The following is a 25,690-nucleotide window of genomic DNA, read 5'->3' on the forward strand; positions in this document are numbered from 1 at the left end:
CTCCTGCACCAACTACACCGATCTTCATAGTTGCCCCCCATTTTATGTGGTATGTGCGATCACTCCATCCTTTAACCATTTCGCTGTCAATGTTTCTGCATATAGCATCTTTTCTGGTGTGCCTTCAAAAAGTATATGTCCTCCTTTTTTTCCTCCCCCTGGACCTAATTCGATTACCCAGTCACTCGCCGCTATAAAGTTTAAGTTGTGTTCGATTATAATGACAGAATTACCTCTATTTACAAGACTTTGAAATACGTCTAAAAGTTTTTCATTATCCTCTGTGTGCAGTCCTAAGGATGGCTCGTCTAATAGGTAGATTTGTCCTTCTTTCTGTAGGTGGCTTGCAAGCTTTAGACGTTGGATTTCCCCTCCGCTAAGAGAACTTGTCGTCTGTCCTAAAGTCAAATACCCTAATCCTACTTCTTTAAGCGTACGCAATCTCTTTATGATTTTTGGTATTTTAAAATAATGGGTAGCCTCGTCCGCAGTAAAATTTAATATCTCTACTATATTTTTATTCATGTATTTGTAGGACAGTGCTTCATCTGAATATCTCGTACCGCCACAGGTTTCACATGGGATATTTACCGGATCTGCAAATGCTACGTCTGGAGTTATTACTCCTTTTCCATTGCAAATAGGACATGCGCCTAATGAGTTAAAACTGAACAAACCCGCTGGTTGTCCTGTTTCTTTTGAAAATGTTGCGCGAATATCGTCCATAATTCCCATATATGTTGCTAGGGTTGAACGATTGGAGATTCCTATACTGCCTTGTTCTACCATTATTGTCTCAGGATATTTTTTAGCAAATGCTCCCAACATTAAGGAGCTTTTACCTGAACCTGACACTCCACAAATAGAGACTAAGACATTTTTAGGAATATGAACGCTAATATTTTTCAGGTTATTAGTAGCTGCATTGTTGATTTTAAAATAACTATTTATATCCCTTGGATTTTTATTTATGTTTACCTTTTTTGTTAAGGCAGTTGCGGTGGGAGAACTTTTTAGGCCTTCCAGTTTTCCTTGATAGACAACTTCCCCTCCATTTACACCTGCTCCTGGTCCCATTTCAATTATTTCATCCGCTACTTTTATAACTGATAGATTGTGTTCAATTACAATGACCGTATTGTGTTGGTCTTTTATCCGTTTTAGCATATGGATTAACATATTCACTTCTTCTGGGTGGAGTCCTGCACTTGGTTCGTCGAAAATGTATGTAATATTGTTTAGACTGCTCCCTAATTGACGAGCAATTTTCACCCTTTGAGCTTCGCCACTAGACAGAGTGCCCATTTCTCTTGACAAACTTAAATATCCTAGTCCCATGTCGACTAGTTGTTTCACATGTGGAATGGCTTGTTGTGCGATTGATTCTCCCATAGGATTTTTTATGTTCTTAAGTTCTTCTACAATTTCTGGAAGCTCTAATTGATCGTACTCTGCGATGTTTAAGTTATTTATTCTACATTCTAATACCTTTGGATTCAGGCCTGAACCATGGCATGTTGGGCATAATGAGTGTGTAGAAACGGCTAAGACATCATCTTGAGAAACTTCTTTTAGCTTTGTGATATCTCTGTTTATATAAAGTCGCGTAAATCGAGGCAATAACCCATCCCACTCATGATCCTGAGGTCCATTTTTTGTATGAAACGGCGCATAGACTTTTTCTCCTTCTGGGGGACCGTATAATAGCAGCTGGAGTTCTTTTTCCGAGTAGTCTTTAATGAGTTTGTCTGGATCGAATAAACCACCGGTCATCATCCATCTGCCTTGCCAACCTGAAGGCGACAACGGTTTAAATTTCACTGCGTATTCTCGAAGTGATTGATTGAAATCGATAATCTTATGTAAGTCCGGCGTAATGACTTCTCCATATCCTCCACATTCTGGACATCTTCCAAAGGAACTTTGACTCGAAAAATCGGTGGCAGTACCTATGGATGGTTTTCCTATTCTCGAGAACAAAAGTCTAATCAATGGATCTATATCCATATAGCTACCTACTGTTGAACGTGAATTGCCCCCTACAGGTCTTTGCTCTACAACTATAACAGGGCTTAGGTTTTGCATAAGATCGGCGTGTGGTCTTTCATACCTTGGCATTTGATTTCTGACATAGAGAGGATAGTTCATTGTCATTTGTCTTCTACTTTCCGTGGCTAATGTATCAAAAACAACTGAACTCTTTCCAGAGCCAGAAAGGCCAGTAAAAACAATGATTTTTTCTTTTGGTAGCGTTAAATCTATATTTTTTAAATTATGTTCTTTTAGTCCTTTTAAAATGATTTCATCTTTCTTATCTGACATGTTACCATCCTTTCTATATGAATCTACTATGTTTTCTTCAGTACGTTACAAGTTTAGCCACCCTTAGTAAGAGGAATACCTTCCCTTATCGAAGATTGTTCTGATAAGTACAAGCGAGACACGTGTATAGTCCTTCGTCGGCGTCTTGAAGGTCCGAACAAGCATGTCAGTCTCTTGCAAAGTCCTTCATCGGCGGTATGAAGGCCCGATCGAGCAAGCGAGTCTCTTGCAAAGTCCTTCATCGGCGGTATGAAGGCCCGATCGAGCAAGCGAGTCTCTTGCAGAGTCCTTCATCGGCGGTATGAAGGCCCGATCGAGCATGTCAGTCTCTTGCAAAGTCCTTCATCGGCGGTATGAAGGCCCGATCGAGCAAGCGAGTCTCTTGCAAAGTCCTTCATCGGCGGTATGAAGGCCCGATCGAGCAAGCGAGTCTCGTGCAGAGTCCTTCATCGGCGGTATGAAGGCCCGATCGAGCATGTCAGTCTCTTGCAAAGTCCTTCATCGGCGGTATGAAGCCCCGAACGAATAAGTCCATTCCAAATCCCATCTTATCACGAATGATAAATATGTTATAATATTATGAAAAATTAAAAAGGAGATTTCATAATGCTTATTCCCTTTAAAGACAAAAAACCGAACGTACATGATACTGTCTTCTTGGCTCCAGGTTCTAATGTAATTGGTGATGTTCAGGTCGGTAAAGAGACCTCTATTTGGTTTAACGCTGTTCTGCGCGGTGATGAAGACGCTATTATTATTGGGGATCGATGTAGTATCCAGGATAATGCAACCATTCATTTATTTGAAGGCTCGCCAGTAGTAGTAGAAGACGAAGTAACTGTTGGTCATAATGTGATTCTTCATGGTTGTACGATTAAAAAAAGATGTATCATCGGAATGGGCTCCACAATTTTAGACGGTGCCGTCATCGGTGAAGAGTGTATCATTGGTGCCAATACACTGATCCCGTCTAATAAAATCATTCCACCTCGTTCCCTCGTACTAGGCTCACCAGGAAAGGTGGTCCGGGACCTAACCAAAAAGGACTTTGAACTAATCCAACTATCAATTGATACGTACGTTGAAAAAAATTACATATACAATGATTTATTAAATAAGTAGTTCTATAGAAATAAGAAAAAACTGTAGGGCGGCAAACACCTACAGATTTTTCTTATTTTATCTACTCCTCACTATTCCTTCCTCCGCACTGTGGTCTGTTGCTAACGGGGGAGTAATGGACAAGGAAGCTATTTCTTCCCACTGATTCTTATCTAAAGAGATTTTATTAGAATTAAGTGCCGGCTCCAACTGTTCTAGGTTTCTAGCACCTATGATTGGCGCTGTGATACTCGGGTTACTCTTTACCCAAGCAACCGCTAGAGAAACTGGATCATACCCATTTTCATTCGCATATTGTGTGAATCGACTAGCAATTTCATAATAACTCTCTTGACCGTATCTGAGTTGATAATTACGTTGTTCTATCAGCCTGCCTTGTTTAGGCTGCTTAGCTTCCCCATATTTACCAGATAGAAGCCCTCCACCTAACGGGCTGTAACTAATGACCCCAAGTTGTTCTGATTGAGCTAATGGTAATATCTCAACTTCCGCTTGTCTTTTCACTAGATTATACATCGGTTGAATGAGCTTAAATTTAGCCAAAGCTTTCCGTTCTGCAATACCAAGAGCTTTTGCAATTTGCCACGCTGCCCAATTACTGACCGCAGGATACAGTATCTTTCCTTGTCTTTGAAGATCGTCTAAAGCAATGAGTGTTTCTTCGATATCGGTTTTCTCATCAAACCGATGAAGGAAGTAAAATTCAATTCGATCTGTTCCCAACCGCTTCAGTGTTTTTTCAATAGAAAGGAAAATATGTCTCCTAGAAGTGCCTCCTTCATTGTTACCAACACCCGAAGGAAGACCGACCTTAGATGTTAATACAATATCATCTCGGCAATCAGCAATACACTTACCTAGTATTTCTTCTGAACTTCCACTGTTATAAATATTGGCTGTATCAAAAAAATTGATTCCAACTTCCCTACACCGGTTAAACATTGCCATAGACGTTTTTTCGTCTGCTATTCCACCAAATGACATCGTACCGAAACACAACTCTGATACGTAAATGCCAGTATCTCCGATTATTTTATATTCCATAAATACTCCCTCTCCTTATAATAACATTTGGCTCTTTTCTAAAAGATTGTTCCTATTAACTTAAAGTTTATCAGTGGAATTAGGGGTGATTTCCGCTTCTGGCACTCGCTTTCCGCGGGCGATCCGCAGGCCTCCTCGCTCGTACCTCACTGCGGGTCGCTTGGCTCGCTATTCCCGCTGGAGTCTCGTGCCATCCACTCCAATCAATTGAATTAACACCCAATGTGTATTTAATAATACTTATTAATGGCTAAAATAAATGCAACAATGTTTACGAAAATTACTTCCCTTCTAATATAGCAGTTTTTCGATACTGACTTCCCGGATGATCGCTTGGTAATAAACTACTTCCGTTATTAAATAATTTTTCCCTAAAGGACCCTTGTTCATATTCTGTTTTGTAAATTCCGCGTTTCTGTAATTCAGGAATGACCAAATCAATGAATTCCTTCAGGCTTTCTGGTGTGACAAGATGAGCCAGGTTAAAGCCATCTACGCCGCTCTCTTCGAATTGAAATTGAATGGCATCAGCCACTTCACTTGGATTTCCTACTAGCACATGATTCCGATCAATTGTTTCAAAACGGTTTAATACCTCTCTGACTGTTAATTTTTTGGGTGCATCTTTTGTAAGTGAGGCAGCTCTTGATTGCCCATGTTCGGTATGTTTATATTCAAAAGGACTATCTAAGTCTGTATATTGTGATAAATCATAACCACTAGAACCGCCATATTGGGCTTTTGCTGCTTCAGCACTCCAATACCTAGCTAATTCCTGATACTTTTCCTCTGCTTGTTCTGAAGTCTCACCAACGATTACATTTAAAAAAGTAAATGCCTTAATATTTTCAGGGTTTCGACCATATTTTTGCGCTCTTTGTCGGATATCTTGAATAGACGATTTTATTTTTTCTGCTGACCCGCCAACAAAGACACATTCTGCATGTTTGGCGGCAAACTCCTTACCACGTTCTGATGTACCTGCTTGGTAAATGACTGGAGTACGCTGTATGGAAGGCTCACTTAAATGAGGACCTTCTACCGAAAAATACTCACCCTTATGATTGATCTCATGTACCTTTGATGGATCTATTAGAACTTCTTTGGAGGCATCAGCAATGACAGCATTGTCCTCCCAACTCCCTTCCCATAGCTTATAAGAGACTTCCAAAAACTCGTCAGCCAAATCATAACGTGCATCATGCTTTAGCATTTCTGGTAGACCAAAGTTCCGTGCAGCATTCGGAAGATAAGAAGTAACGATATTCCAAGCAATTCTCCCTTTTGTAAGATGGTCTAAGGTTGAGAACCTCCTAGCATGGCCGAATGGATGCTCATATGTAGTACTAACTGTCACGGCGAAAGATAGATGTTCTGTTACACTTGCCATCGCTGGTACTACAAAAGCCGGATCATTTAATGGGACCTGAACCCCGTCACGAATAGATGGATGTTTACTTTGTTTATAAACATCATATATCCCAAGCACATCTGCAAAAAATACAGCATCAAACTTTCCTCGTTCCAATAATTTCGCTAATTCTATCCAATAATCTAAATCCTTGTATCGAGTATGTCTCTCACTATTTGGATGCTTCCAAAGCCCATGTGAATTATGCACGGCACTCGTCATATCGAATACATTTAATCGTATTTGTTTCGTCAATTTTCTCACCTTTTCATAGATTATTTAATTACGATAGCAGTGACCTATAAAACTTAACTCTCACACTCAACTATTTACTATTTTTTATGTTTTCTTCTAATTGTTTTAAAGTCTCCTCTAGATCTTCAGCAGGGATATCAACAACAATACTTCCACCTTTTGTATCTTCAATTACAGCTTCTTTAACGTCAGCTTCCTGATATAGCTTTGCAATCGTTTTGTATGTTTCATTGTCTTTATCCTCTTCACGAACGGCAAATACATTAATATATGGTCTTGCTTCTTCACTCTGTGGATCGTCATATAACAATGCATCCTTAAAATTCAACCCAGCTTGACCTGCAATCCCATTATTTATCAGTGATGCAGCAACATCCTTAAGTGCCTGTGCAGTTTGTTGGGAAACGACTGGAACGACTTCTAAATTTTTTGGGTTTTTAGCAATATCATCTATAGTTGCGTAAATGCCAACACCTTCTTTTAACTCAATTAAACCCGCGGCTTGCAATAAAAGTAATCCTCGACCAAGGTTTGCAGGATCATTTGATATTGCTATTTGAGAACCCTCAGGTATTTCTGATAAATCATCATATTTGTCAGAGTAAATCCCTGTAGGATTAATTGTTGTCGAAGCAATCGGAACAATAGTAAAACCATTTTCAACGTTAGCAGGACCTAGAAAAGCTAAATGTTGAAATGAATTCATATCAATCTCACCATTTGCAAGAGCATTATTTGGCTGAATGTAATCAGAAAACTCAACTAACTCAATTGTGATGCCTTTTGCCTTTGCTTTTTCTTCAATAAGCTTCCAATACGGTCCATCAGCACCTGTTACACCTATCTTTACGACCTCATTGGATTTTCCAGATGTACTATTCGTGCACGCTATAAGTATTGATATTAAAAACACCATTGATAAGAAAATAATGAATCGCTTTTTCATTTTGAAATCTCTCCCTTTTTTTTGATTATCTGCGTAAAAAGAATCTTGATAAAAAGTTCCCTGAAAACTGTGCGATTTGAACGAGTAGAATTAATATAACAACTGTTACAATCATGACCGATGTATCAAATCTCTGGTAACCATAGGTCATGGCAAGATCACCTAATCCACCGCCACCTACCGTTCCCGCCATGGCTGAGAAGTCGACGAGTCCAACAGTAACAAAAGTAAGACCGAGAATAAGAGGTCCTAATGCTTCAGGTATAAGTACGCCAAATATGATTCGTACTGGGCTTGCACCCATAGCCTGTGCGGCTTCAATAATGCCAGGATCAATCGAGACAAGATTACTCTCTACGATCCTAGCAACTGCAAAGCATGCAGCAATCGTCATAGGGAAAATAGCTGCTGCCGTTCCAATCGTAGTACCCATAATTGCCCGAGTTATGGGACTCAGTGCAACTAGCAAAATAATAAATGGAATTGGACGAACGATGTTCACTAACAAATTAAGTACGAGAAATATATATTTATTTTCTAATATGTTTCCTTTACGGGTGACAAAAAAGAGTACCCCCATCGCTATACCAATCATGCTTGAGAAAATTAATGTAAAGATAACCATCAAAATGGTTTCACCGGTAGCTTCAATAATACGAGGCCAAAATGTAGTCCAATCAACTCTCATGACTAATCACCTCCCTTACCTCAACAATTTGTTTGAGTTCATTAATAACTTGCTGAATAAGAGGTTCAGGCCCCTGAAACTCAACAATTAAATTACCAAACAATTGATCTTGTAACTCATTAATGCTTCCGTATATAATATTGAAATCAATCCCATGCTTTCTCGTGACTCGAGACAGAATTGGCTGACTTGAAGCCCCTCCTGTAAAAATCACTCGATACAAGTTTCCAAAATGGTTATTGCGCAATTTCTCTAAGAGTTTGCTGGAAAGCTTATCGTTTAACACGGAACTAATAAAATTTTTTGTCGTTTTGGATTGTGGGTTTGAAAAAATATCATAAACACTTCCTTCTTCAATCACTGTTCCATTTTCCATCACTGCCACCCGATGACAAATGCTACGGATTACATGCATTTCATGAGTAATAAGTAAAATGGTAATATTGTACTCCTCATTAACCTTGCGTAATAGTTGAAGGATTTCTCCCGTTGTTTCAGGGTCTAACGCAGAGGTTGCTTCATCACAAATCAGAATATCTGGTGAGGTAGCAAGTGCTCTTGCAATACCCACTCTTTGCTTTTGTCCGCCTGAAAGCTGTTCCGGATACTGCTCTGACTTATCTTGCAAACCAACAAATTGAAGTAATTCTTTAACACGATGATCAATCTGATCTTTTGGCAATTTTGCAAGTTTTAGTGGATAGGCGATATTTCCATACACAGTACGTGAGTTAAATAGATTAAAGGACTGGAAGATCATACCGATTTTCCTTCGTAACTTCCTTAGTTCAACTTGTGAGAGACTAGATATTTCTTGGTCGTTAACCACCACCTTCCCTGATGTTGGACGTTCAAGTAAATTAACAAGTCGGAGCAATGTACTTTTACCAGCCCCACTAAATCCAACCACCCCAAAGATTTCTCCTTTTGATATGGTTAAAGAAACATCCTTTAACGCTTGCACCTTCTTTCCTTCCAAACCAAATACTTTATTTACTTCCTCAAACTTAATCAATTTTGAATCCTCCTTTTGGAAATAAAACAAAAAAGGTACCTCTATCCAACACCATGTAAAGATGTATTGGATAAAGATACCTTTAGTTGTCTAATCGGCATACTTTTTCATTTTATATAAATTTAGTTTTTGAGAATTGATTATAGGTAGTAAAGACCTCTTTTTTATATCGAAAAAATAGGCTCTTTTCTAAAAGATTGTTGCTTTTAAATGCAGGGTGATTTTCGCTTCTGGTACTCGCTTTCCGCGGGCGATCCGCAAGCCTCCTTGCTTCACTGCGGGGTCTCGCTTGGCTCGCTATTCCCGCAGGACATTGAATTTGCTTCCTTGAAACTACACCGCACGAAGAAAATGCCAGCATTTTCGAGGATCTCGTACCATCCGCTCCAATCACTGAACGTAGTACTCATCGTGAATATATAATGGCTTTACCGATAGCAACAATGCTCAAGAAAACAGCCCAAAAATAAAACCCCCTTCATGACAGAAGAGGGTTTAAATAGTAAATTTAATCGTCTCTTCTCATCTTTCAAGCTCTTTGCTTGCTGGATTTGGCACAGTACCTAGTAGTCTGTTGCCGAGGCTTCAAAGGGCCAGTCCCTCCACCTCTCTTGATAAGAATTCATTGATTATTGAATTGTAATTTATAATTTACATGGAATGTGGTTAACTGTCAATAAGATTTTTGAAAAATCTTATTATTAATCTTTAAAGCTTGTAGTATTCTTATGCTACGGGTCACCCCTAGAATTCTACTTTTCTATTAATGTAATTCAGGCCAATAACCTTTGTTAGCTTCTATTAATTCATCCAAGATTTCTTTCGCTACTTTTGCACTTGGTACTGTTTTTGAAAGTGTTAGAGCCTGCCATAGCTTTTGATAGCTGCCTTCGATATAGGCTTGAACCACTAATTTTTCAACTGTTACTTGTTGGTACATTAATGCTCTTTGGAATTCAGGAATTTTTCCTTGGCTTAATGGCTCTGGACCTTCACTACCGACAATACAAGGAACCTCAACCATCGCCTCATCATCAAAGTTAGCAATTGCTCCATTGTTTTCAACAATTAATAACATTCTTTCATGTGTGTTAAAGGCAATCGCACGGGCTAAATCAACAACGAAAGTAGCATGTGCCCCCATTTCAAATTCGCAGCCTTCTGCTGTTCCTCTTTCAATGATTGTTCTAGCTGTAGAGAAGACAGTCTTTTCTCTACCTGCGATAACTTCATTTGCCCTTGTGTAATCCGGATTAGAGGTCTTTACCACATAATCAGGGTATAAGTAGTATTTTAAATACGTATTTGGCAAGAATCTAGGATCAACCGCTAGTAAATCTTTTGCTTTCTTGTGTGTTTCTTGCCAGCTGGCATCTGTGTGCTGGGTATCTACTTCTTTTTGAGTAAGATAACCGTTTTCTGCAACATAATCACGAATTTGAGGAAGATATTCATTTCCCTCTTTATCTTTAATACTTGTCCACCAGCCAAAGTGGTTTAATCCGAAATAACGTACTTCTAAATCCTGTGGCTCTTTGCCGATGATATGAGACATTCTACGCAGTGTACCTACAGGCATATCACAAATATTTAATACTTTTGAATTTGGGCGAAGAACTCGGCAAGCTTCAGCTACAATGGCTGCTGGATTAGAATAGTTTAACATCCATGCATCTGGCGAATATTTTTCCATTATGTCGATTAACTCAACCATATCACCGATGCTTCTCATTCCATAAGCAATTCCGCCAGGTCCGCATGTTTCTTGGCCGACCACACCATATTTCAATGGAATTTTTTCATCTTTTTCGCGCATTTCATATTTACCCGTACGAATATGAGCAAAGCAGAAATCGATATCTGTAAATGCCTCTTCTGGATCGGTTGTGAAGCAATATTCAATATCCGGCGCATTTTCTTTTAATACAATTTCAATTGCTTCTCCTAAAACAGCTTGTCTTTCACGATCATTATCATATAATTTTAATTTTCGAAGTGGGAAACGGTCCAGATTATCTAATAACATCATAACAATCCCTGGTGTATAGGTACTTCCTCCACCTGCAATAACGACTGAGAATTTTTTCATTTTCTCCATTCCCTTCTAGTAAACCTTTTTATTGTTTTATTCCGATTCTATTCGTTTGTCGTTAATCCTAAATAACTGTCAACAGCTTTTCTAATCGTTGTTACCTGTAAGCCGTAAACAACTTGAACGTTTTTATCTTTAATCACGACTCCACTAGCTCCTGTTTCTTTCTTCAACACTTCCTCGTTGACCATTTCAGGATTATCTAGTGTTAAACGAAGTCTTGTATAACAATTTGTTACGGTATGAATATTGCTTGCTCCACCTAATGCATCAACAATGACTGGGGCAATTCCGTCATTTCCTTGTGATTCGGAAGTTCCATTTTTTCCTTGTTTTTGCTTTTCTTTTAAGTCTTTCTTCGTATATAACTTTGTTTCTTGTCCACCTTCTTCTCTTCCGACTGTCTTGAAGTTAAACTTCACAATTAAGAAGCGGAATAGTAAGTAGTAGATAACAAAGTAGATTAAACCGATTAAAATGTACATTGGCCAGTGTGTTTTCTCAATACCAAGCGGTAAGTTGAACAATAGGAAGTCAATCATTCCATTTGGTCCAATTGCTCTGACATCTAATAGATTAAACGTCACCATTGCTAACCCACTTAAAGCTGCGTGAACCACAAATAGTAGTGGAGCAACAAACATGAATGAGAATTCAATAGGTTCCGTTACACCAGCAATAAAAGAAGTAACGGCTGCAGGAATCAAAATTGCTTTTACCTTAGCCTTGTTCTCAGGCTTTGCTGTATGATACATCGCTAAGCAAGCTCCGAGTAAACCAAACATTTTTGAAATACCTCGTGCATCCCAAACTACAGATGAAGAAAGTTCTTTTACAGTTGGATCTGCGATTTCAGCATAGTAAATATTTCTTGCACCTTCAAAAATTTGTCCGCCAACTTCTGCTACACCGCCCAATGATGTATATAAGAATGGTGTATAGATTAAGTGATGCAGCCCAGTAGGAATTAATAAGCGCTCTAACATTCCGTATAAGAATATTCCGAAGCTCCCACTGTGATTAATAAGAGTACCAAGATTGTTGATCCCATTTTGGAAAAACGGCCAAATATACGTAAGAGCAATTGATAAGAGTACAACTACTGGTATAAGTACGATAAAGACAAAACGTGATCCACCGTATATTTGAAAAGCTCCGTTAAATTCTATATCAACAAATTTGTTATGAACAAAAGCGGTTGCAATTCCAAGAATAATTCCGAGGAAAACACCCATATCAAGTATTTGAACACCTAAAACAAGCGTTTGTCCTGTACCTTGCAGGGAGTCTCCTTGAAACAGTACTCCGGTAAGGTCCATAAATTTATTCATCGCATTAACAAAAACCAAATAACCTAACAAAGCAGTAAAACCAGCAACGGCTTTCTCTTTATTAGCCAAGCCTACCGTGATACCGACACAGAAAATCAATCCTAAGTTCCCAAGAATCGAAACTAATGATCCTGTTAAAATGGATCCGAATCCTGTCGTAATCGGATTATCTAAAAATGGAATGACTTCCAATAGTCTAGCATTTGTAAATAAATTACCAAGGGCAATCAAAATACCGGCAATCGGTAAAATAAGTACTGGAATGAACATTGCTTTTGAAAAGCGTTGCATACCTTCCATCATTTTGGCTTTCATTTAGCCGCACCTCCAATATTCACTTAATTTCTTTCGACAAGTTTAGAATACAATGCAAGCGTTTTATAGTCGATAGTTTCAACATGAATAAAAACGTGTTTCACAGATTGAAACACGTTTCATTCGACCCTATTCTTTTTCGACCCTAATTTCTCAACATACTGCTTAAGGATAAACTCAAACAACAAAAGCAATTTTGGAAAGAAACGATTTGGTAGCATATTTCGGTCATCTAGTTTATTGTAATCCATAATTTTAAAGTTTAAATCTGACAACTTTGCAATGCGATTCTCCGTTTCCTTTGTAAAAGAAACTGTAAACACATGATGCTCTTTTGCTGCATGCAGCTTATCAATCACAGTCTGTGTTTCCCCTGATTTTGATATAACAACTAATGCTCCAATATCTTCAAGATTATTTTCAAATATGCCAACGGAATCCGTTGCACTGGCAAATATCGTTTTCCTACCTAATACTAGTAGTTTTTTATGAAAGTACTCTGCAGCAATCGCTGAAAAGCCAGTCGCATAAATGAATATATATTTTTGATCTAGATTTAACACTTCGCTAATAAACGTTTCAATATCTTCCATCGAATTAAGGGTTAAAAAATCCGTTTGGCTAACCTGCAAAAAGTCTTCTATATCACCACTTTGCGGTACTTCAACATTCCTTATCATCGGCAGTAGTTGATAATACATATCCACAAAACCGGTATAGCCTAACTTTTTGGATAAGCGAATAACAGTTGCGGGGGAAGTGAAATTGTCTTTAGCAATTTCACGTACTCCTTTTTGCAAAACGGTATCAATATTCGTAATAATATAACGTATGATTTGTACATCTAATTCCGTCAAATTTTTCCCTTGAATAATTTTGCTAATATCAATCAAAACTTAATCACTCTCATTCTTCTGTATGCCACTTTATATCATCTATATTATACCTCAACTCTAACAGTTCAACTAATAGTCGAAATATGTCATGCAATAGAAGATAAAAAAACTGTAGGTTTCAAGCACCTACAGTTTTCCTTAATCTATCTACCCTTAATTATCCCTGCACTTGGGTCTATCGTAAGACAAGACCTGTAATAAATTGCAGCCACGCATAAGTTCCAACCTTAACTGTTTCAGAAACTGTCGAATCCTTACTTGGGTCCAGGCAGACATAATCAATATGTCTAACAGAAGGATGTTTGCCGATTTCTAGCAAACTATCAAACAGTTCAACGGCTGATAACCCTCCTGGTGTAGAAGCTGGTACTCCAGGGGCAACTGAAATATCCAATACATCCATATCAACTGTTACGTAAATCCGATCAACCTTTGCTGTTAGTTGCTCTAATGCACATTGAATCGTGTTCATTAACCCCTGTTTTCGAGCTTGCTTTAAGGTAACCATCTGAATTTTGTGCTGTTTTGCATAATCTACTAATGGTTTTGCATTGAAGTATCCATGAAGTCCAATATTAATCACGTTTTCTCCTTTAATGACCTTGCCATCGATTAATTGCCGGATTGGTGTTCCATTTGCTGGCCCTAGTTCTTTTGGATCCCTTACATCAAGATGTGTATCAAGTTGTAAAATTCCAATCGTTTCACTAGGGAATGCATCCTTAATCCCTCGTACAGCACAAGCCGTTGTCGAATGATCACCGCCAATCATACATGTCGGCGTGTTTGGATAGTGTGCAGCAAGATAGGCTGTGGACTTTTGGATTCGTTGATGTGATAACAGAATATCCGTTGTATGCATCGCCACATCGCCAGCATCCGCTACTCGAAAGGAACTTAAATCAACATTTTCGTCCAAATTATATGTGGCAAATCCCTTCCACATCCGCCGAAATTCAGTTGGATATAAAGAAGCTCCAGAAACACTAATCGAAGACCTTGAAATTGGCGCTCCGTACAGAATGAGATCAGGTGTATGTTCTTGCACATTCAATGGTGTAACCCATTGATGGACGTAAGTTGGTTCATCTATTGCCGTCTGATTCCATGACCATTCAGGTTTCTGAAGAAAATGTTCATTCATCTTTTTTCACGACCTTTATACCTTTTTTCCAGACATCTTTTACATGGTTTACCCCGAATAAATATTGCAATTCTTGATAATTTTTCACATTCCATAAAACAAAGTCCGCTTGTTTACCGACCTCAAGAGACCCAACTTGTTCATGCCGATTAATTGCATGGGCTGCATTATAGGTTGCTGCCGTTAATGCTTCTGCAGGTGTTAAACGCATTAAAATACAAGCTAAATTCATAACAAGTGGCATCGAGGTTGTTGGGGATGATCCTGGATTGCAATCCGTCGAAATCGCCACAGCCACACCTTCGTCGATCATTTTTCTGCCTGCGGCTGCTGCTTCACGTAAATACAGAGCTGTCGCTGGAAGTAAACAAGCGATTGTACCGGACTTCGCCATCGCTTTAATCCCTTCATCAGACGCTTTTAATAAATGCTCAGCTGAAATGGCTCCTACTTTCGCCGCTAATTCCGCCCCTCCATAAGGTACAATTTCATCGGCATGGATTTTCGGGATTAATCCCAATCGTTTTCCAGCTTCTAATATCCGCTCTGATTGCTCTGGTGTATATACCCCTTTTTCACAAAACACATCATTAAATTCAGCCAATTTTTCCTTAGCCACCGCCGGTAACATATCATTAATTAAATGATCAACAAACTCATCTTCACGACCTTTATACTCTGGTGGCACTGCATGTGCCCCCATAAACGTTGGAACTAGATCAATTGGATGTTGATTTTGAAGTTTTTTCATTACACGTAACTGCTTCAACTCGGTCTCCAAATCCATACCATAACCGCTTTTTCCTTCCACAGTTGTTACACCATGTGCCAAAAACGAATCTAATCGATGTGTTGTTTGATCAATTAGCTCATCTTCTGTAGCTTCTCTTGTCATGCGGGTGGTCGCATGAATTCCTCCACCCGCGTTCATTATGTCCATATATGTTGCACCCTCAAGGCGCATTTCAAATTCACGCTCGCGGCTTCCCCCGTACACAACATGTGTATGCGGATCCACCAGTCCTGGAGTAACTAGATGGTTCGTAGCATCAACAGTTTCAGCCTCATGGAGCCTATCAGCATACCGCACTTCAAGTTCTTTTGTTGTTCCTACTGCCTGGATTACACCATCTTCAATCCACAAACTGCCGTCTTCAATTAGCCCAAGCTCAGACATTGCTTCCTTTGAGCGTGGACCTTTTACATCAGACGCGAGTGTTGCTAATTGTGCTGCATGTTTAATCCAGATTGGTTTTGTCATTATTGATCAGCCCCTTTATCCAACATTGGCATCTTGATTCCTTTTTCACGCGCTGTTTTCTTAGCAAGTTCGTATCCTGCATCTGCATGACGTACAACACCCATCCCTGGATCCGTTGTTAATACACGTTCAATACGTGCTTCTGCTTCTTTCGTACCATCCGCAACAATCACAACCCCTGCGTGTAAAGAGTAACCCATTCCAACTCCGCCACCGTGATGGACAGATACCCAAGTTGCGCCTCCAACAGCGTTTACCATCGCATTTAAAATCGGCCAATCTGCCACAACATCTGATCCATCTTTCATTGCTTCTGTTTCACGATTTGGTGAAGCAACTGAACCTGAATCCAGATGGTCACGACCAATGACGATTGGTGCTTTCAGTTCTCCGCTTGCCACCATATCATTCAAGATCTTTCCGAATCTGGCACGCTCTCCATAGCCTAACCAACATATACGAGATGGAAGGCCCTGGAATTGGATTTTATCCCTTGCCATACGAATCCAGTTACATAAGTGTTCATTGTCACTAAATTCACGTAAAATGGCTTCGTCTGTTTTGTAGATATCTTCTGGGTCTCCTGATAGTGCTACCCATCGGAATGGTCCTTTTCCTTCACAAAATTGTGGGCGAATATAAGCCGGAACAAAGCCAGGAAAATCAAATGCATTTTCTACACCTTCATCTTTGGCAACCTGGCGAATATTATTACCATAGTCAAATGTGATAGCTCCTTTTTCCATCATTTCAAGCATTGCTTCAACATGCTTAGCCATTGATGCTTTTGAAAGATTTACAAACTCTTTCGGGCTGGACTCTCTTAATTTTGCTGCTGCTTCCAATGACATCCCAGAAGGTACATACCCATTTAGTGGATCATGTGCTGATGTTTGGTCGGTTAAGGCATCAGGGATAAAGTTTCTTGCAATCATCTCCGGAAGAAGATCAGAGGCATTGCCTAATAAACCAATCGATAATGCTTTTCCATCTCTTTTTGCTTCTTCAGCCAACTGGATCGCTTCATCTAATGTGTACGCTTTCACATCTGTATAACGAGTTTCAATTCGGCGGTCGATTCTAGACTCATCCACTTCAATCGCGATACATACGCCACCATTCATCGTTACTGCAAGTGGCTGTGCACCACCCATTCCTCCAAGACCAGCTGTCACAGTAATCGTGCCTCTTAATGTACCGTTAAAGTGCTGCTTCGCTAACTCGGCAAACGTTTCGTACGTACCTTGAACAATTCCTTGAGAACCAATATAAATCCAGCTACCTGCTGTCATTTGCCCATACATCATTAGGCCTTTTTTATCGAGTTCATGGAAGGTTTCCCAGTTTGCAAAAGCTGGAACAATATTCGAATTCGCAATCAAAACGCGTGGTGCATCCTTATGAGTTTTAAACACAACCACCGGTTTTCCTGATTGCACCAGCAATGTTTCATCACTCTCTAGATCTTTAATTGAGTCAACAATCGCGTCAAATGATTCCCAGTTACGTGCTGCTTTCCCAATCCCCCCATATACAACAAGATCCTCTGGCCTCTCGGCTACATCCGCATCTAAATTATTCATTAACATACGAAGCACAGCCTCTTGCTGCCAACCTTTCGTATTTAATTGTGTCCCTACGTAACGGATAATTTTGTTGTTTTTTGTACTTTTCATTTTATTCCCTCCAAGTTGTATTACTTATATTTTATTAATAAAAAGAATGTATAGAATCCCAATCACATTACTTCGATCCTCTGTTAATTAATGGAGTTTTTTGTTGCTTTTTGATTAAATATCAAATGCGCCTTGGCGTATTTACGCCCTATTTTTTTAGGCCCACACGATGTGGGTCACAAAGACGTTGCCACAGGACGTGGCGTTTTTAGTCTTTGATCCTATGCTCGAAAAATTTCCGCTGAAAATTGGAGGCATCCGCCGGATGCTTTAACTTTATTCAGTAGAAGTAGGGGACTTCTGCTGATTAAAATTAAAAGTTCCTGTCTTTAACCAGTGATTCATTGCTTCTATATCCTTAGAGAACACGCGGTCTTCGGAAATATACGGCACGACTTTTCTACCATTTTCTAAAAATGAACTTGTTGCGGATGCCAATTTTTCTTTTCCCCGAATTTCAGCTGCCTGCATACTACAAATAGCCTCGATTGCTAATACACGTCGCGTATTTGTGATGACTTGATATACGTGTCTTGATCCAATTGTCCCCATGCTCACGTGATCCTCTTGGTTTGCTGATGAAGGAATCGAATCTACACTAGCTGGATGAGCCAAAGTTTTATTTTCGGATACAAGTGATGCTGCGACATACTGCATGATCATTGCACCTGATTGTAAACCAGGTTCAGGACTTAAAAATGGCGGTAGGTCATTCAGTTGCGGATTAACTAAACGCTCAATGCGGCGCTCTGAAATATTAGCTAGTTCCGCCACTGCAATCGCCAAGAAATCCATGGCAAAAGCTATCGGTTGTCCGTGGAAGTTCCCCCCTGATAATACCTTTTCACCATTATCAAAGATTAATGGATTATCAGTAGCAGCATTCATTTCTATTTCTAATTTTTCTCTAACATAGTTTAATGTTTGCCATGTTGCTCCGTGCACTTGTGGGATACAACGGATTGAATAGGCATCTTGAACGCGGATTTCACCTTGTCTTGTTGTTAAAGAGCTATCGGAAAGATGAGCACGAATACGTTCAGCTACATCTATTTGTTCTTGATAACCACGTGCAAGATGAATATCTTCATCAAATGCATCAATAATTCCGCGCAACGCTTCAATAGTTAGAGAGGCAATCAATTCTGTTTGATAGGCTAACTTTTCTGCTTCCAGATATGCAACTGCCCCCATCGCTGTCATTGCCTGTGTTCCATTGATAAGCGCTAACCCTTCTTTGGCTGTTAATGTGATCGGAAAAATAGATTCCTTTGTTAACGCCTGAATCGCAGATGTTTTCTCTCCTTTATAAAAGACCTCACCCTCCCCGATTAAAACAAGAGCCAAATGTGAGAGTGGTGCTAAGTCCCCGCTCGCACCAAGCGATCCTTGTTGTGGAATGACCGGATGAATGCCAGTATTCAGTAAATCAAGCAATCTATCAATCACGACTGGACGTACACCTGAAAACCCTTTCAGCAATGCGTTTGCTCGAAGAAGGAGCATCGCACGTGATACAACCTCCGGAAAGGGTTCGCCAATTCCACAAGCATGAGAACGAATTAAATTTAGTTGCAACGCCTCTACATCGTCTTTATCGATAAACACATCACTAAACTTCCCAAACCCTGTTGTAATGCCATAAATAATTCGTTCCTCAGCCACAATTTTTTCAACTGCTTTTCGACTTTCTTGGACTTTTCTCATACTTTCTTCAGAATAATTAACTTTTTCACCTTCATATAAAACTCTTTGTACCTCTTTAAAAGTTAGTGTTTGACCAGTTAATGTAACCATCTGTTTGTCTCCCCTCAATTCGCTTTAGTCCGGTAAAGAGCCAATAAAAAAGGGAGCTACATGATGAAAGCCACTAAAAAAATGACTTCATCATATAGCCCCCTATTAACTAAAATACTATGGGCGAATGATATGTGATTGATTTTAACTATACAAAATAACAATTCACTTGTTTAAGTATCTATAAAGCTCTAGATTCTAATAACTAATTTCAGTATATGCACTTTTATTTCCAGCGTCAACCAGCATTTTTAAGAATTGATAAAAAATTTTGATTAATATTAGAAATTTTTATTTTCCTGTTTATCAATAAGAAAAGTGATTGGCACAAATAGTAAAAAAGCAAGTAAAAGGAAGGTTCCCCCCACAATAAAGAACACCATTACAAAGGTCTCATTAAGATTAAATGGATTAATATTGTACATCCACATACCTACCGTTAACCCTAGGGCACCTAACATTCCTAGGATACTGTGAATTGACACAAGTTTTTTGTATTTAATCGTATATACCTTATAAAAAATTCCCCAAGCAAACACTGATAGCCAGCCTACTAATAGAATATGAGCATGAATAGGTCTCAACGAATAATCCATATTTCCAGACATATGAGAGCCTAGAAAAGTACCGATTATACCGAATATCGCTGAAAATCGAATGAGCCGTATACTCCAAGTTTGTTCCATTATTTATTCCTCCATTTCCCCAATCATGTTAGGAAGTATAATTGTGAAGGTTGTTCCCTCGGCAACCTTACTGTCAACCTTGATTTCTCCTCCATGCAGGTCAATTATTTGTTTAACGATTGATAAACCAAGTCCTGTGCCGTCCCTTTTTCTAGATGAATCTACTCGGTAAAAACGTTCAAAAATTTGAGAGACGGCGTCCTTCGACATACCAATTCCTGTATCTTTCACAATGACCTTAATGAAAAATTCGCTTCTTGATAAGTTAATCCAGATATTTCCTCCTTGTGTATTATACTTAATCGCATTTGTTAGTAAGTTGTCCCAAACATTGCTCATAAGTTCTGCATCAACTTTTGTCCGAATAAAAGGCAATTTGTACGAGACTTCAATTTCCTTTTCTTGTAGTCGCCACTGATACCTACGGATGGTTTGTTTAATTTGTTCATCCAATTGGACCTCTGTAATCTTCATCGGGTATGCTTTTTGATCAAGAGATGTTAACAACAAGAGTTGTTTTGTTAGATTTGAAAGCCGCTTTGATTCGTGATCAATAATCTGTAAGTATTCTTTAGAATCTCGTTCATTTACGTTTTGTGACAGTAAAAGCTCTGCATATCCCTGAATATTCATAAGTGGGGACTGAAAGTCATGTGACACATTATTGATAAAGGATTTCCTCGCTTCATCATTATGCTGTAACTGCCTCTGCATCGTATTAAAGCTTTCTACTAATTGTCCAATCTCATCATTACGATCAATCGGTAGTGGATAATTAAAATTCTCCCGTGTAATCTCTTTGGTCGCTTCCGTTAACTTAGTAATCGGCTGGATCAGATGCTTTGCAAACAGAATTACCCCACTAATACTAACAATCGTTACCGCTACAAAAAACCACGCTAATATCATATGAATATCTGAAAAAAGTAATTTATTGTTAGGACGGATAAATAAACCGTATTGTTTCCCATTCATTGTGAATGGAACACCTACCGTATTCTCTACAGTATTTGAGAAGTGTCCCATCATTAAAAACTTATGGGAAAATGCATTCATACCATGGTAAACTTCCTTCTTAGAAAGAACCTTCTTGGCTTCTTGTGGAAGATCCGTTTTTGTAAAAGGCTTACCAAAATAAGCTTCTTTACCTGATTCGTTTACCACATATATCTGATACCCCAGGTTTCCAATCGATTCCAAGAATGGCTCGAAGGAGGAGCTATCCGAATGCATACTCTCAAGGGTTAATGTAATTCTTTGTGCAATCTCTACATTCTGCTGATCAATCTTCTGTTTTGTCGATGTCATGTAAATAAAATTTGCGATGATCATACCTACAATGACACTTATCATTAAAATCAATAGCGTAGCCACAATGAATTTCCGATATAAAGTCTTCATTTCGTTTCCTCTAGCTTATAGCCAATTCCGCGAACCGTTTGAATTTCCACTGATGCATCGTATTTTTTTAAACGCTCCCGGATACGATTTATATGAGTATTTAGAGTTTGTTCTCCACCTTCATAATCAACACCCCATACTTGTTCCACCAGAATGGATCTAGGCGTAACCTTATTTGCCCGTGATGCTAATAAGCTTAATACTTCAAATTCCTTTAAAGGCGGAAGGACTGTCTCATGATTTATATTTAATTCGAAATTTTTTCGATCTATCATGAGATTTCCTACTTTTATTACAGTTTCCATGGCACGTTCGACACGCCTTAACACAACGGCAACACGGAATAGAAGTTCCTTCACCTCAAAAGGCTTAACAATATAGTCTTCAGAACCAGATAAGAAGCCTTGTTCTTTATCATCGATTTGACCTTTAGCCGTAAGCAATATGACAGGGATATCATAGTCGTTCGCCAAAATCTTGGTCAATTCAAATCCATCCATTCCAGGCATCATCACATCGACAATCGCCAAATCAACTGTTTTCTCCTCTAACAAATCTAATGCTTCTTCGGCATGATTAGCTCGATATACTTGATAGCCTTCTCGGCTCAAATGGATCGATACTAGCTGTTGAATATAGACATCATCATCTACAACAAGAATCTTCATAATGCGAACCTCCTAAAAAGTAAAATACGAAGGAAGCCCTTTGTATTTTATTTTACTGTCTATTATGCGATGCTTGCTTGTCTTTTTCAAATAACAATACCAAAGCTGGTAATAGCATTCCACGTACTAGGAAAGTATCAATCAAGATTCCAATCGAAACGATGAATCCAAATACGAATAGATCGGCAATTGGCATCGTTGTTAGCGCTGCAAAGGTTGCAGCTAGAATGATACCAGCAGATGAGATTACTCCACCCGTATTACGAATCGCAACTTCAAGAGCATCTTTAACGCGATGAGTTTTCCTTTCCTCTATAAAACGTGAGGCAAGGATAATGTTATAATCGATACCTAATGCCACAAGGAAGATAAAAGCATATACCGGAACCCGAGTGCTTAATGCATCATATCCAAACAAGATATCGACAAGGAAAATACCAAGCCCCAAAGCAGATACATAGGACAGTAAAATGGTTGCCATCATATAAATTGGCATTTTCATTGAACGAGTTAGGGCAAATAAGAGTATGAGTATTAGTAATGTTTCAAGTATCGCAATTGTAAAGATATCTCTCGTATTCACATCCAGTTCATCTACTAGCTTTGCAGTCACTCCACTATAGTATGCATCTCCTGGTATGGAAAGGTCCTTCAATAGATTTGGTGTATCTTCACGCAAATCTTTAATGATTGTCATAGATTCTGTAGAATATGGATTCGTTGCTAAGACAACACTTAATTTTAATGCCTTAGAGTCTTCAGATTGTGCAGTCATTCGAACAGTTGCAATTTCTTCGTATTCTTGTAGTTTTTCTGTAAAAGTTGTTACTTGCTCTGGGGCTATTGCTTTATCACTTTCAACTAACAATGTTGTAGGTGCTAGTTCCCCTTTATCATATCTTGTCTCTACAACTTCATAACCTACTCGAGAAGGTAAATCCTCAGGGAACTTTTTGACAGTATCAAATTCAAAATCAAGATTAAATATATTTAATGCAGTAATGAGAAGGAAAACACCAACAATGCCTCCAGATAAACCTGGTTTATTCACCACAAACTTAGCAATTGGTCCCCAAATTCCATGTTTTATTTCTTTTTCTTGGCCATACTTTGGAACTTTTGGCCAAAACGCTTTACGACCGAAAAGTGTAAATAAAGCTGGAACCAATGTGATCGATGCTAACATAATAAAGAACATTGCAAGCCCAAATATAGGAGCAAAGTTTTGATAGTCACGGAAATCGGCAAAGAATAAGATTAGCATAGCTGCTAATACTGTTCCTCCAGCAAAAAATACAGGTTCCCCAGTTGCACGCATTGCTAGTTTCATAGCTTCATATTTACTTTCTACTTTGTTTAGTTCCTCGCGGTAACGTGAGAATACAAATAGTGAATAGTCAATCACTGCAGCAAAAAGTAAAATACTCATAATTGAGGTTGTGGAGTTATTAATTTCTAACCCACCCGCTCCTAGTAATGCAACACTTTGATTCACAACCTGATAAACAATCGCTGTTGCTAGAAGAGGTATAAATGCAAGTAATGGCGAACGGTAAATGGCAATAAGTAATATTAAAATAATACCTATCGTTGCAAGTAATAACACCACATCCGCTTGTTCAAATAACTTGAGTGTGTCCCCAGCTATCCCAGCTGGACCAGTGATATAAAAGGACATATTATCAAACTGCTCTGCCAGCTTATTGCCTATCTCAGAAGCCTTGTCATTTATTTCGGCAAATTCACTATTGCCAAGGCCCTGTTCTAATTCCATCGGCACAATCATGGTTGTACCATCTTCAGAGATAAAGCCCGATAATGCTTGAGGTGGAAGCGCGTTTATATCAAGGATTGTCTCAATTCCTTTAATATCTTCTGCTGCGATTCCATTTAGTATTTGTGTGACCTCATCGGTATTAATGTCCCCATTTTCATTATGGAATACAAGGATTCCCGGTGTCCCTTGCTCATTTGGGAATAGCTCTTCTGTCTTTTTCTCAGCTATGATCGATTGTGCTTCATCAGGAAGCGATTGAAAATTACTTACTTTATAATCGGCAAGCCTTGGTCCCGCACTTAATCCGACCATCAAGACGAGCCAAGCTATAATCGTAATCCACATCCCACGTTTACTTGAAACCCAATCTGTAATTGGATATAACAATTTCCTCAAAATGTAAAACCTCCTTTAATACCTTTCGAATATGATCTTACTAATCGAACATAAATTTAATATCAACTTTTGTTTACATTTGTCGAGAAACTGGGTGGTGCCGGCGTGAGGGAGTATGTATCTTCGGACAATATGATGGCAAATCTGGGCATGGGTGTATGGAGGTTGGTGATCTTCGGATTGGGGTAGTACTTTCAGCGTGGGCGTGTCTGAAGGTGAGCTATCTTCGGACTCGGGGAGGTACAATCAGTGCAGGGATGTCGGAAGTTGATCTGTCTTCGGACAAGGGTTAGCACAATCAGTGCGGGCGTGTCCGAAGTTGAGCTTTCTTCGGACTCGGGGCGGCACTTCCCGCGCGGGTGTGTCCGAAGTTTACCCAGCTTCGGACTCGGGGTGGCACTTTACGCGTGGGCTTGTCCGAAGTTTACCCGTCTTCGGACTCGGGGTGGCACTTTCCGCGCGGGCGTGTCTGAAGTTTAGCTATCTTCGGACTCGGGGTGGTACTATCCGCGCGGGCGTGTCTGAAGTTTAGCTATCTTCGGACAAGCGAAGGTAAAATCAACGCCGGCGTGTCCGAAGGTTACCCGTCTTCGGACTCGGGGTGGCACTTTACGCGCGGGCGTGTCTGAAGTTTAGCTATCTTCGGACAAGCGAAGGTAAAATCAACGCCGGGGTGTCCGAAGTTTTCCCATCTTCGGACTCGGGGTGGTACTATCCGCGCGGGCGTGTCCGAAGTTTACCCAGCTTCGGACTCGGGGTGGTACTATCCGCGCGGGCGTGTCCGAAGTTTACCCATCTTCGGACTCGGGGTGGCACTTTACGCGTGGGCGCGTCCGAAGTTTACCCAGCTTCGGACTCGGAGAGGTACTATCCGCGCGGGCGTGTCCGAAGGTTACCCATCTTCGGACTCGGGGTGGCGCTTTACGCGTGGGCGCGTCCGAAGTTTACCCATCTTCGGACTCGGAGAGGTACTATCCGCGCGGGCGTGTCCGAAGTTTACCCATCTTCGGACTCGGGGTGGCACTTTCCGCGTGGGCGTGTCCGAAGTTTACCCATCTTCAGACACGCGAAGGCACTTTCAACGAGGGCGTGTCCGAAGGTTACTCGTCTTCAGACTCGGGGTGGCACTTTCCGCGTGGGCGTTTCTGAAGTTTAGCTATCTTCGGACAAGCGAAGGTAAAATCAACGCCGGGGTGTCCGAAGTTTACCCATCTTCGGACTCGGGGTGGCACTATCTTCGAGGGCGTGTCCGAAGTTTACCCGTCTTCAGACTCGGGGAGGTACTATCTGCGCGGGCGTGTCCGAAGTTTACCCAGCTTCAGACACGCGAAGGTAAAACGCCGGCGTGTCCGAAGTTTACCCAGCTTCGGACTCGGGGTGGCACTTTACGCGTGGGCGCGTCCGAAGTTTACCCATCTTCGGACTCGGGGTGGTACTATCCGCGCGG

General features: G+C 39.9%; 18 protein-coding genes and 1 riboswitch. Of the genes, 1 reads left to right on the forward strand and 17 read right to left on the reverse strand.

Features of this window, described 5'->3' with window-relative positions:
* Positions 1-42: 42 nt before the first annotated feature.
* A complete protein-coding gene (locus AC6CHV_RS10185; RefSeq protein WP_498078819.1) occupies positions 43-2,322 on the reverse strand; it encodes an ATP-binding cassette domain-containing protein in 2,280 nt (759 codons plus the stop codon).
* A gap of 606 nt (positions 2,323-2,928) precedes the next feature.
* Between AC6CHV_RS10185 and AC6CHV_RS10190 the strand changes: the two genes are divergently transcribed.
* A complete protein-coding gene (locus AC6CHV_RS10190) occupies positions 2,929-3,444 on the forward strand; it encodes a DapH/DapD/GlmU-related protein (RefSeq protein ID WP_498078820.1) in 516 nt (171 codons plus the stop codon).
* A gap of 57 nt (positions 3,445-3,501) precedes the next feature.
* Here AC6CHV_RS10190 and AC6CHV_RS10195 read toward each other — a convergent pair whose 3' ends face one another.
* The 16 genes from AC6CHV_RS10195 to AC6CHV_RS10270 all read right to left on the reverse strand — a co-directional run bounded on the left by AC6CHV_RS10195 (position 3,502) and on the right by AC6CHV_RS10270 (position 24,243).
* Positions 3,502-4,488 (reverse strand): aldo/keto reductase, encoded by a 987-nt coding sequence (locus AC6CHV_RS10195; RefSeq protein ID WP_498078821.1) that lies wholly within the window; start codon positions 4,486-4,488, stop codon positions 3,502-3,504.
* Between the two features lie 280 nt (positions 4,489-4,768).
* Positions 4,769-6,154: an LLM class flavin-dependent oxidoreductase gene (locus tag AC6CHV_RS10200; RefSeq protein ID WP_440273150.1), complete on the reverse strand. Its 1,386-nt coding sequence runs from the start codon at positions 6,152-6,154 to the stop codon at positions 4,769-4,771.
* Positions 6,155-6,224: 70 nt separating this feature from the next.
* On the reverse strand, positions 6,225-7,100 hold the full coding sequence (locus AC6CHV_RS10205) for a MetQ/NlpA family ABC transporter substrate-binding protein (RefSeq protein ID WP_498078822.1): 876 nt from the start codon (positions 7,098-7,100) through the stop codon (positions 6,225-6,227).
* A gap of 25 nt (positions 7,101-7,125) precedes the next feature.
* Entirely contained in the window at positions 7,126-7,788 is a 663-nt protein-coding gene (locus tag AC6CHV_RS10210) for an ABC transporter permease subunit (protein ID WP_498078823.1), read from the reverse strand.
* A complete protein-coding gene (locus AC6CHV_RS10215) occupies positions 7,778-8,803 on the reverse strand; it encodes a methionine ABC transporter ATP-binding protein (RefSeq protein WP_341330041.1) in 1,026 nt (341 codons plus the stop codon). Before AC6CHV_RS10215 ends, AC6CHV_RS10210 begins: the two co-directional genes overlap by 11 nt.
* Before the next feature lie 519 nt (positions 8,804-9,322).
* Positions 9,323-9,424, reverse strand: a riboswitch (SAM riboswitch).
* A gap of 142 nt (positions 9,425-9,566) precedes the next feature.
* On the reverse strand, positions 9,567-10,892 hold the full coding sequence (locus tag AC6CHV_RS10220) for a 6-phospho-alpha-glucosidase (RefSeq protein WP_440273151.1): 1,326 nt from the start codon (positions 10,890-10,892) through the stop codon (positions 9,567-9,569).
* 47 nt (positions 10,893-10,939) lie between these two features.
* Positions 10,940-12,541 (reverse strand): PTS transporter subunit EIIC, encoded by a 1,602-nt coding sequence (locus AC6CHV_RS10225; protein WP_341330039.1) that lies wholly within the window; start codon positions 12,539-12,541, stop codon positions 10,940-10,942.
* A 119-nt stretch (positions 12,542-12,660) separates the two neighbouring features.
* Positions 12,661-13,434, reverse strand: a complete 774-nt coding sequence (locus AC6CHV_RS10230; protein WP_498078824.1) for an SIS domain-containing protein — start codon at positions 13,432-13,434, stop codon at positions 12,661-12,663.
* 178 nt (positions 13,435-13,612) lie between these two features.
* A complete protein-coding gene (locus tag AC6CHV_RS10235; protein ID WP_498078825.1) occupies positions 13,613-14,581 on the reverse strand; it encodes an arginase family protein in 969 nt (322 codons plus the stop codon).
* On the reverse strand, positions 14,574-15,842 hold the full coding sequence (hutI, locus tag AC6CHV_RS10240) for an imidazolonepropionase (protein WP_498078826.1): 1,269 nt from the start codon (positions 15,840-15,842) through the stop codon (positions 14,574-14,576). Before hutI ends, AC6CHV_RS10235 begins: the two co-directional genes overlap by 8 nt.
* Entirely contained in the window at positions 15,842-17,518 is a 1,677-nt protein-coding gene (gene hutU / locus AC6CHV_RS10245; protein ID WP_498078827.1) for a urocanate hydratase, read from the reverse strand. Before hutU ends, hutI begins: the two co-directional genes overlap by 1 nt.
* Before the next feature lie 276 nt (positions 17,519-17,794).
* A complete protein-coding gene (hutH, locus tag AC6CHV_RS10250; RefSeq protein ID WP_498078828.1) occupies positions 17,795-19,315 on the reverse strand; it encodes a histidine ammonia-lyase in 1,521 nt (506 codons plus the stop codon).
* Between the two features lie 281 nt (positions 19,316-19,596).
* Positions 19,597-20,001, reverse strand: coding sequence for a hypothetical protein (locus tag AC6CHV_RS10255; protein WP_341330033.1), 405 nt, complete (start codon positions 19,999-20,001; stop codon positions 19,597-19,599).
* Positions 20,002-20,004: 3 nt separating this feature from the next.
* Positions 20,005-21,402 carry a sensor histidine kinase gene (locus tag AC6CHV_RS10260; protein WP_341330032.1) on the reverse strand — a complete coding sequence of 466 codons (1,398 nt, stop codon included), beginning with the start codon at positions 21,400-21,402 and terminating at the stop codon, positions 20,005-20,007.
* Positions 21,399-22,070, reverse strand: a complete 672-nt coding sequence (locus AC6CHV_RS10265; RefSeq protein WP_121446968.1) for a response regulator transcription factor — start codon at positions 22,068-22,070, stop codon at positions 21,399-21,401. The genes AC6CHV_RS10260 and AC6CHV_RS10265 overlap by 4 nt, the downstream gene beginning before the upstream one ends.
* A gap of 52 nt (positions 22,071-22,122) precedes the next feature.
* Positions 22,123-24,243: an MMPL family transporter gene (locus AC6CHV_RS10270; protein ID WP_498078829.1), complete on the reverse strand. Its 2,121-nt coding sequence runs from the start codon at positions 24,241-24,243 to the stop codon at positions 22,123-22,125.
* Positions 24,244-25,690: the final 1,447 nt, after the last annotated feature.

It is taken from the genome of Ferdinandcohnia sp. GQ5, from assembly GCF_059759275.1.